At 46.8% G+C, this 6,886-nt stretch carries 6 protein-coding genes and 1 pseudogene; 3 read left to right on the plus strand and 4 right to left on the minus strand.

What is annotated here, in order from left to right:
• Positions 1-166: 166 nt before the first annotated feature.
• Entirely contained in the window at positions 167-1,909 is a 1,743-nt protein-coding gene (locus QT987_RS29070; protein WP_333246917.1) for a CapA family protein, read from the plus strand.
• A gap of 273 nt (positions 1,910-2,182) precedes the next feature.
• Here the strand turns inward: QT987_RS29070 and QT987_RS29075 are convergent, their stop codons facing one another.
• Together QT987_RS29075 and QT987_RS29080 are read right to left on the minus strand one after the other, a co-directional pair.
• Positions 2,183-3,274 carry a PfkB family carbohydrate kinase gene (locus tag QT987_RS29075; RefSeq protein WP_333246919.1) on the minus strand — a complete coding sequence of 364 codons (1,092 nt, stop codon included), beginning with the start codon at positions 3,272-3,274 and terminating at the stop codon, positions 2,183-2,185.
• Positions 3,275-3,563: 289 nt separating this feature from the next.
• Positions 3,564-4,115: a response regulator gene (locus QT987_RS29080; RefSeq protein ID WP_006635176.1), complete on the minus strand. Its 552-nt coding sequence runs from the start codon at positions 4,113-4,115 to the stop codon at positions 3,564-3,566.
• 198 nt (positions 4,116-4,313) lie between these two features.
• On the opposite strand from QT987_RS29080, the gene QT987_RS29085 reads away from it, so the two are divergent.
• Together QT987_RS29085 and psaX are read left to right on the plus strand one after the other, a co-directional pair.
• On the plus strand, positions 4,314-5,303 hold the full coding sequence (locus QT987_RS29085) for a lipoyl synthase (RefSeq protein ID WP_333246921.1): 990 nt from the start codon (positions 4,314-4,316) through the stop codon (positions 5,301-5,303).
• A gap of 168 nt (positions 5,304-5,471) precedes the next feature.
• Positions 5,472-5,576: a photosystem I protein PsaX gene (psaX, locus tag QT987_RS29090; protein WP_333214470.1), complete on the plus strand. Its 105-nt coding sequence runs from the start codon at positions 5,472-5,474 to the stop codon at positions 5,574-5,576.
• A gap of 244 nt (positions 5,577-5,820) precedes the next feature.
• Here the strand turns inward: psaX and QT987_RS29095 are convergent, their stop codons facing one another.
• Together QT987_RS29095 and QT987_RS29100 are read right to left on the minus strand one after the other, a co-directional pair.
• Positions 5,821-6,177, minus strand: coding sequence for a hypothetical protein (locus QT987_RS29095; RefSeq protein WP_333246923.1), 357 nt, complete (start codon positions 6,175-6,177; stop codon positions 5,821-5,823).
• Positions 6,178-6,180: 3 nt separating this feature from the next.
• A pseudogene (locus tag QT987_RS29100) lies at positions 6,181-6,807 on the minus strand (transposase); the annotation flags it as partial.
• Between the last annotated feature and the right edge of the window lie 79 nt (positions 6,808-6,886).

The raw sequence follows: 6,886 nt of genomic DNA on the forward strand, positions 1-6,886 counted from the left end.
TCCCGCCCGTCCAAAAAGGACGGGCGGGACGCCCATCCCACTTTCAAGAGTGGAAGTTATTTAATTCTCATTCCTTACTTAAGTTAAATCAATCGGTATTTAATGCTGTGCAGCCAAATTTGATATAAGATCGAGCTAAATTTCTAGTGTGAGAGTAGAGGCGTTTGTGAGCCAACAAGATATTTTAAATTTAGCAAAAGAAGGCGATGCCAGGGCGATCGCATTTCTGATCAGCCAAGCACTCCAAAGCTTCGGCGTCACGGCTAAAGCCAGCCGGGAAAACGACACCCTGCACCTGCTGCTGGAAGCAGAACATTTGCCTGCAGAAGAAGCCTGTCTCCGAGTCGCAGTCAAAGGGCTGCAGCGGCTGCAACCAAATAACCTTTACTCAGTGACAGTTTACGGGCGGCGCGACGGCCAGCAATTGCCCGCTTGGACTCAGACGGTAGAATTAAAAAAACGCTTGACTGCCGCACCCGTGAGTCCGTTAGTTGCCGTGAATGCCGCAGTAGCTGCGAGTGCAGCAGTAGCCGCTAGTGTAGCCGCTTCTCCCATTCCTGTGACTTTGCCCAAGCTAGAAAAACCTCAAAATGTCACAACGGCGCCCACTCAAATACCAGAAAAATCTCCGCCCCAACCCCCTAAAATCCCAACTCCAAAACCCCCAAACCAAAGGCAGCAAAAGCCATCACCCCAGCCAGAATTAGCAGGCACTAAAACTAAAAAATCTGGGCTGTCAGTCGGTGCTCTGAGTCTAATTCTCGTACCGATATCCGGCTTTATGCTGGCTTCTCAACTTTACAAATCCCCAACCACCGCTACTAATAACCCTCCAACGTCAAAGCCTGCGGTACAAGAAGTGAGTTCGACACCCGCAGCCAAACCCCTTCCAGCTCCAAAACCGCCCTCCCCTGCCGCCACAAAACCTGCCATTGTGCCTGCCACTGTCAGCATCAAAGCAGTTGGTGACATGATCCCCGGCACAAATTATCCCTACAACAAACTGCCGGCAAAAAAAGAGATGTTATTAGAGTCGGTAAAACCGTACCTCAAAGGAGCTGATATTCTGTTTGGCAATTTTGAAAGCACGATGACCGATCATCCTTACAGTTCCAAAGCAGGCGGCGGACGAATGCTGTTTGCCTTTCGGACGCCTCCGAGTTATGCCAAAATCTTCAAAGATGTTGGTTTTGATATTTTGAATATTGCCAACAATCACTCTTACGATTTTCACGAGAAAGGATTTAATGACACGATTAAAAACATCGACAGCAACGGCATGAAGGCTGTTGGCAAAAGAGATCAAATTGTTTATAAAAATGTCAAGGGCGTGAATTTTGCCTTTATCGGTTTCAGCAACTACGGCGAAGTTCACAATTCCTTGCTGGAACTCAAAGCGGGAGCAGAAGTTGTCAAAAAAGCCAAGCAAAAGGCTGATATTGTAGTGATATCAGTTCATGCTGGCTCTGAAGGAACAGGAGCTCTGAATGTGAGAAATAAAACTGAGTTTTTTTACGGAGAAAACCGGGGAAATATGGTTTTGTTTTCGCGGACGATGATTGATGCGGGAGCAGATTTGATTTTGGGACATGGCCCGCACGTCCCGCGAGCGATGGAACTTTATAAAGGGAAATTGGTTGCTTATTCGCTGGGCAATTTTTTGGGTTATCGCACTTTGTCCACAGCAGGAGCACTCGGTCAATCTCTAATTTTGGATGTGAAAATGACTCCGCAAGGGGATTTTGTTTCTGGTAAGATTATCCCCGTCCAACTTGACGGGCGAGGTGTTCCGGCTGTTGATAACAAATTTAGGACTGTGGGGTTGATTAATCGTTTGACAAAGAGCGATTTTCCCAATAGCGGTTTGACAATTGATGACAAGGGGCAAATTTTGAAAAAAAGTAAGTAGTCGTTAGTCATTAGTCATTAGTCAGTAGTAATATCATGTCCGGTCAATTAACCATGATTCCTGTAGGGGCGGGTTCGCCAAGATATTGAATAGAAACGGGAAAATATGTAAACCCGCCCCGGCCTTTAATCGCTGGTTCCCAGGCAGAGCCTGGGAACCGATATCTAGAGGCTCAGCCTCGAAAAGCGATAGGAAAATTGGAGGCTGAGCCTCCGGATCTGCGTTACCAGGCTCTGCCTGGGAACAAGTAAATCAATCACCCATTACAACTGATTAGTGATCGATCATCGTTTTTAAAGCTTCTTTCATTTCGTCTGCTGTCGTCGTTGCCGTACCGAATTGACGCACGACAATACTAGCCGCCAAATTGCCCAAAACTGCCGCTTCCCAACCGGATGCACCGACGCACAAAGCTAAAGTCATGGCTGCTACAACTGTATCTCCAGCACCAGTTACGTCGAATACATCAGTCTTGTTAAAAGGGGGAATGTCCCAACTTTGAATGGCAAATTCCCCCTTTTCACAAATAGATGTTGGAGGGGGTGAATTTTTGATTTCTTCGCCGTTCGCCCTTTCAAACAAACTCATCCCTTCTTCACCGCGAGTAATCAGGATTTTTTGAGCTTGAGTTAAGTTCAATAAATCGCGTCCTGCTTGCATTAAAGTTTGAGGGTTTTTGATAGCATATCCGACGGCTTGCTCGGCTTCTGGCAAGTTCGGAGTAAACAGCATTGCTCCAGAATATCGCTGCAAATTTGTTTGAGCGTCTACAATTGTTTTGCCGGGAACCACTGCCGATTCGATCGCCAAATTTGTCAAAACTCCGTCGCCGTAGTCGGAACAAACCACGGCATCTACTGTCGGTATTTGCTGCCGGATGTAGTCTGCCAGTTGCAACTGCAAATCTAAATCCGGCAACTCGTCCGATTTGCGATCGACTCGTACAATTTGCTGAGTCACCGACTGCCGCGCGTGCCCGGAAATTCGAGTTTTGGTGACAGTTGGACGCTGCGAATCGATTAAAATCCCACCCGTATCAATTCCCGCCGCCTCAAAAATACCGCACAAAGCCTTTCCCTGGTCGTCTTTTCCCACCAAACCAGCAACTTTTACTTTGCCTCCCAGTTTGGCTAAATTATAGACAGCATTTGCGCCACCTCCGGGTACTTGCTGAGTATTTTCGTAGCGCAAAATCAACACAGGTGCTTCGCGGGAAATTCGCTCTACTTGTCCGGTAAGAAACTCGTCCAAGGTCAAATCTCCGATCGCTAATACCTGCGCTCGATCGAAGCAGTCTAATCTTTTCAATAATTGCTCTGTTGAGGCACGCAGTTGAGGCAAAAAATCGGAATAGTCGTTAGTCATTAACCAAAAAAATGAGACTGAGGAGTTGATAATTGAGTAGTAGGGAACGAGCGGGAATTAAAAATCCTAATATAATTTAATAATTAATTTCCTCCCTTGTTTTATTTTTAACTTTTAATTGATTTTCTCACTGGGATTTTGAGAAACCAGTTGCAGGCTATTTGCGATCGCACTCGCTCAAACAATTTGGCAAAAAAATGCGGATAAAATCGCAGCCTTTGAGACTCAACTGAAAGTTTCACGGTGTGGAAGTTTCCTTCTACATAAGTGCCTTCAAAAAACAGCAGAATTATTTCAATTTCTGCTTGATGATCGTAATCACCTGAGTCATTTGTTTTTTGAGTGCATCAATTTCCGCTTGCATTTTTGCCATTTTCGCAGTCATCGCTTGAATTTCGGCGGCGCCCGCTCCAGAAGTGGGTGCAGCGGCGGCTGCTGGGGCTTCCGGTACAGGTTTCTTTTTGGCCAGTACCATCGCCGATTTGATCGCCTCGGTTAGCTGCTTCTTTTCAAACGGTTTGGCGATGAATGCAAAAAAATGCTTCTCAAAGGGTTTCGGAATTTTTTCCATCACCTCTTCTTCGCGGCCCGACATGATCACCAAAGGTATCTTAGAAAGCTCAGGATGGGCTTGCACTTTTTGATACACTTCCCAACCGCTGACTTTGGGCAGTAGGAAATCTAACATAATTAGATTGGGCCGGGCTTGACGGATCAGTTTGAGTCCCTCTTCGCCGTCTTTTGCTTCTAGAACTTCAAAGTTACCCTGCGGCAACATCTCTCGGACTCGGACGCGGATGACTTTACTGTCATCGATTACCAAGATTTTTTGACCAGCCACGACTGACTCCTTCAGTAATGAATGAGTGATGATTTGCAACCTTCAGTATATCCCTAACAGAATTCTACCCATAATTCTGGGCGAGTTTAGTTTTGTTGCATTTCGGCGCGATTCGGATTTCGGGTGATACTCCTACAAGTTCAGGGGCTTTGATTTCGGATACGATCGAAGGAATTAACTCAATCACCACTTAATTTTATGTCGCCCCAAACTCCTAAAACTCCTACAGTCAAAGCAATTGCCGCCCAAATGCGGAGTGAAATCGAGGCGATGCCGGAGTGGTTGCGTAGGCCCGTTGGCAAAGCTAGCGAACTTTCCCAAGTGCAAAAAATTATCAAACAGCGGCAAATTCACACGATTTGTGAGGAGGGGAGATGTCCCAACCGGGGCGAGTGCTACGCGCAAAAAACGGCGACTTTTTTGTTGATGGGGCCGACTTGCACCCGTGCTTGTGCTTTTTGTCAAGTAGATAAAGGTCATTCTCCGATGCCGCTAGACCCGGAGGAACCGAAAAAGGTGGCCGAGGCTGTGCAGTTGTTGGGTTTGCGCTATGCGGTGCTGACTTCGGTGGCGAGGGATGATTTGCCGGATGGGGGCGCGGGTTGGTTTGCAAGGACGATCGCCCAAATCCGCCTTCTTAACCCGCATACTGAAGTGGAGGTACTGACGCCGGATTTTTGGGGGGGAACAGGTAGGGGCGGTGCCCCCGTGCCCGCCCTCCCCGTGCCCGCCCCCGACGGGGAGAATTCCGGCCTCGATGAGTTGCAGCGACAGCGGATTCGCACGGTGGTGGAGGCTAAACCGGCTTGTTACAACCACAATATTGAGACGGTGCGTCGGTTGCAAGGGCCGGTGCGGAGGGGGGCCAAGTACGATCGCTCGATCGACGTTCTGCGTATTGTTAAGCAATATGACCCAACTATTCCCACCAAATCCGGTTTGATGTTGGGGCACGGGGAAACCGAAGCCGAGATAGTCGAAGCGATGATTGATTTGCGGGACGCCAAGTGCGATCGCCTTACCCTCGGTCAATACATGAGACCATCTCTAGAGCACCTCCCAGTGCGTAAATACTGGACGCCTGCGGAATTTGACCGTTTTGGGTCGATCGCGCGGGAGATGGGGTTTGAGCGCGTGCGATCGGGGCCTCTCGTCCGCAGTTCCTACCACGCCGGAGAGAGCGATTGAAACTAATTTGAATTCAACTCGGTATAAACTCCTTGTTACAAAAAATAACTCTAGAGGATTGTGCATAAGTGCGACGCTCTCTGCTATTTGTAAATAGAGTGACATTATGAATTAGGAGCTTTACCTATGGCAGAGATAGCGAAGAACCAATTAAAATCCGACTCCGTGATGAAAACGGGCAAATTCCCTTACACATTTCGCGCAGGCTGGTTTCTCTTGCTGTTAGCAATCAATTTTGTGGTTGCAGCCTTTTATTTCCATATCATTGAATAGTTCTGCAAGTTAACTTTTAGCAGACCCTGCTTTTCTCGACCTCAACGTCGAAGAATGGCAGAGAGGGAGAGGGGAAGAGTTTGGAGTTGTGAGTAGGGGAGAATATGACTTCATTCTTCTAACTAATGACTACTGACTTTTTCCCTCTTCCTTCTGACTCCTGACTCCTGACTCCCGACTTTTGCTCAATAATTAATCCCTGTATCCGTGTCCAAATCCGTGTCGTGCCTTCCTTCTTCCTTCTCTAGCGATTTCTCGACGCTTCTAGCTTTGACAACCGCTCTTGAATTTTAATAACATCTTGCTTAGTTTCAATTGCCAAAGTTGCTAAATTATCAAACATCGGGTCTCCCGACAGCGTTCTAGGATTTGTGCGACCCGAACCTGAAGGGGGAGGAGACTGAGGCCGGTTAACTCTAGAACCTTGATTCTGCAAACTGTAGATTTGTCCTCGGAGTTCAGAAATTTGACGTTCTAATTGAGTAATGCGAAATTCTAATTGACTTGTGGATTGAGCGGGCGTGACAATTGGCGCAACAGCAATTGCTAAGGCGCAAGCCAGACATAAAAGACAGATTGTTAGGGCGCGATCATTGGTCACAAGTTAAGCCTGTATGCCAGTTGTCAAGGGGATTTGAGAAGATGTGTCAAAGAAAAATTGGTTTTTGCCTCGCTGTCGATCGGGGAAAGGTGCAACAATTAATTTAACATTGGGCTTTCGTTGAGATTTAACAATACCTAAATCTCGGTTTTCGGGCGCGGCGAAATACTTTGGGGGGTCAGTTGCCTTACCTTTTTGATGAGCTACATAAAAATGGTAAAGACCCCGGTAAATCATTTCTAATGAAATCGAATCTATTGGTAAAGAGAGTTCGTCAGCAACGGCATCACCTAAATCGACCAAGAGCGCATAAAATATCCAAGTCCCCCAAATTTGGAGCTGAATGCCGTTAAGAGAACCAGTCCACAAATAACTTAAGCCCAAGAGCCTTTTGACAGTGTTAAAAGCATCTTCAATTCTCCAGCGCCTACGATATAAATCTGCCACAACGTAGGGTGGTAATACTTGAGGGTCAAGCACGCTTGTCAAATAAGAATGCCAGGTTTTACCAGAACGAACTTCTATCAAACGTAAGGTAATAAATGGAGTTTTTGCAGTTCCTGAACCCAAACGTACCAGACTATCTTTCAGGTCGTAACTTTTGGTAAATACTTGCTGTACTTGAATTGCTGGTATCGGCTCAATAAATAGGGGGAGCAGTTATTCTAGTTGCCAAGACAAGCCCAAGGGATGAAGAGAAGATTTTTCG

Origin of the sequence: Microcoleus sp. SVA1B4, from assembly GCF_036700545.1 — a bacterium.
GTDB lineage: Bacteria > Cyanobacteriota > Cyanobacteriia > Cyanobacteriales > Microcoleaceae > Microcoleus.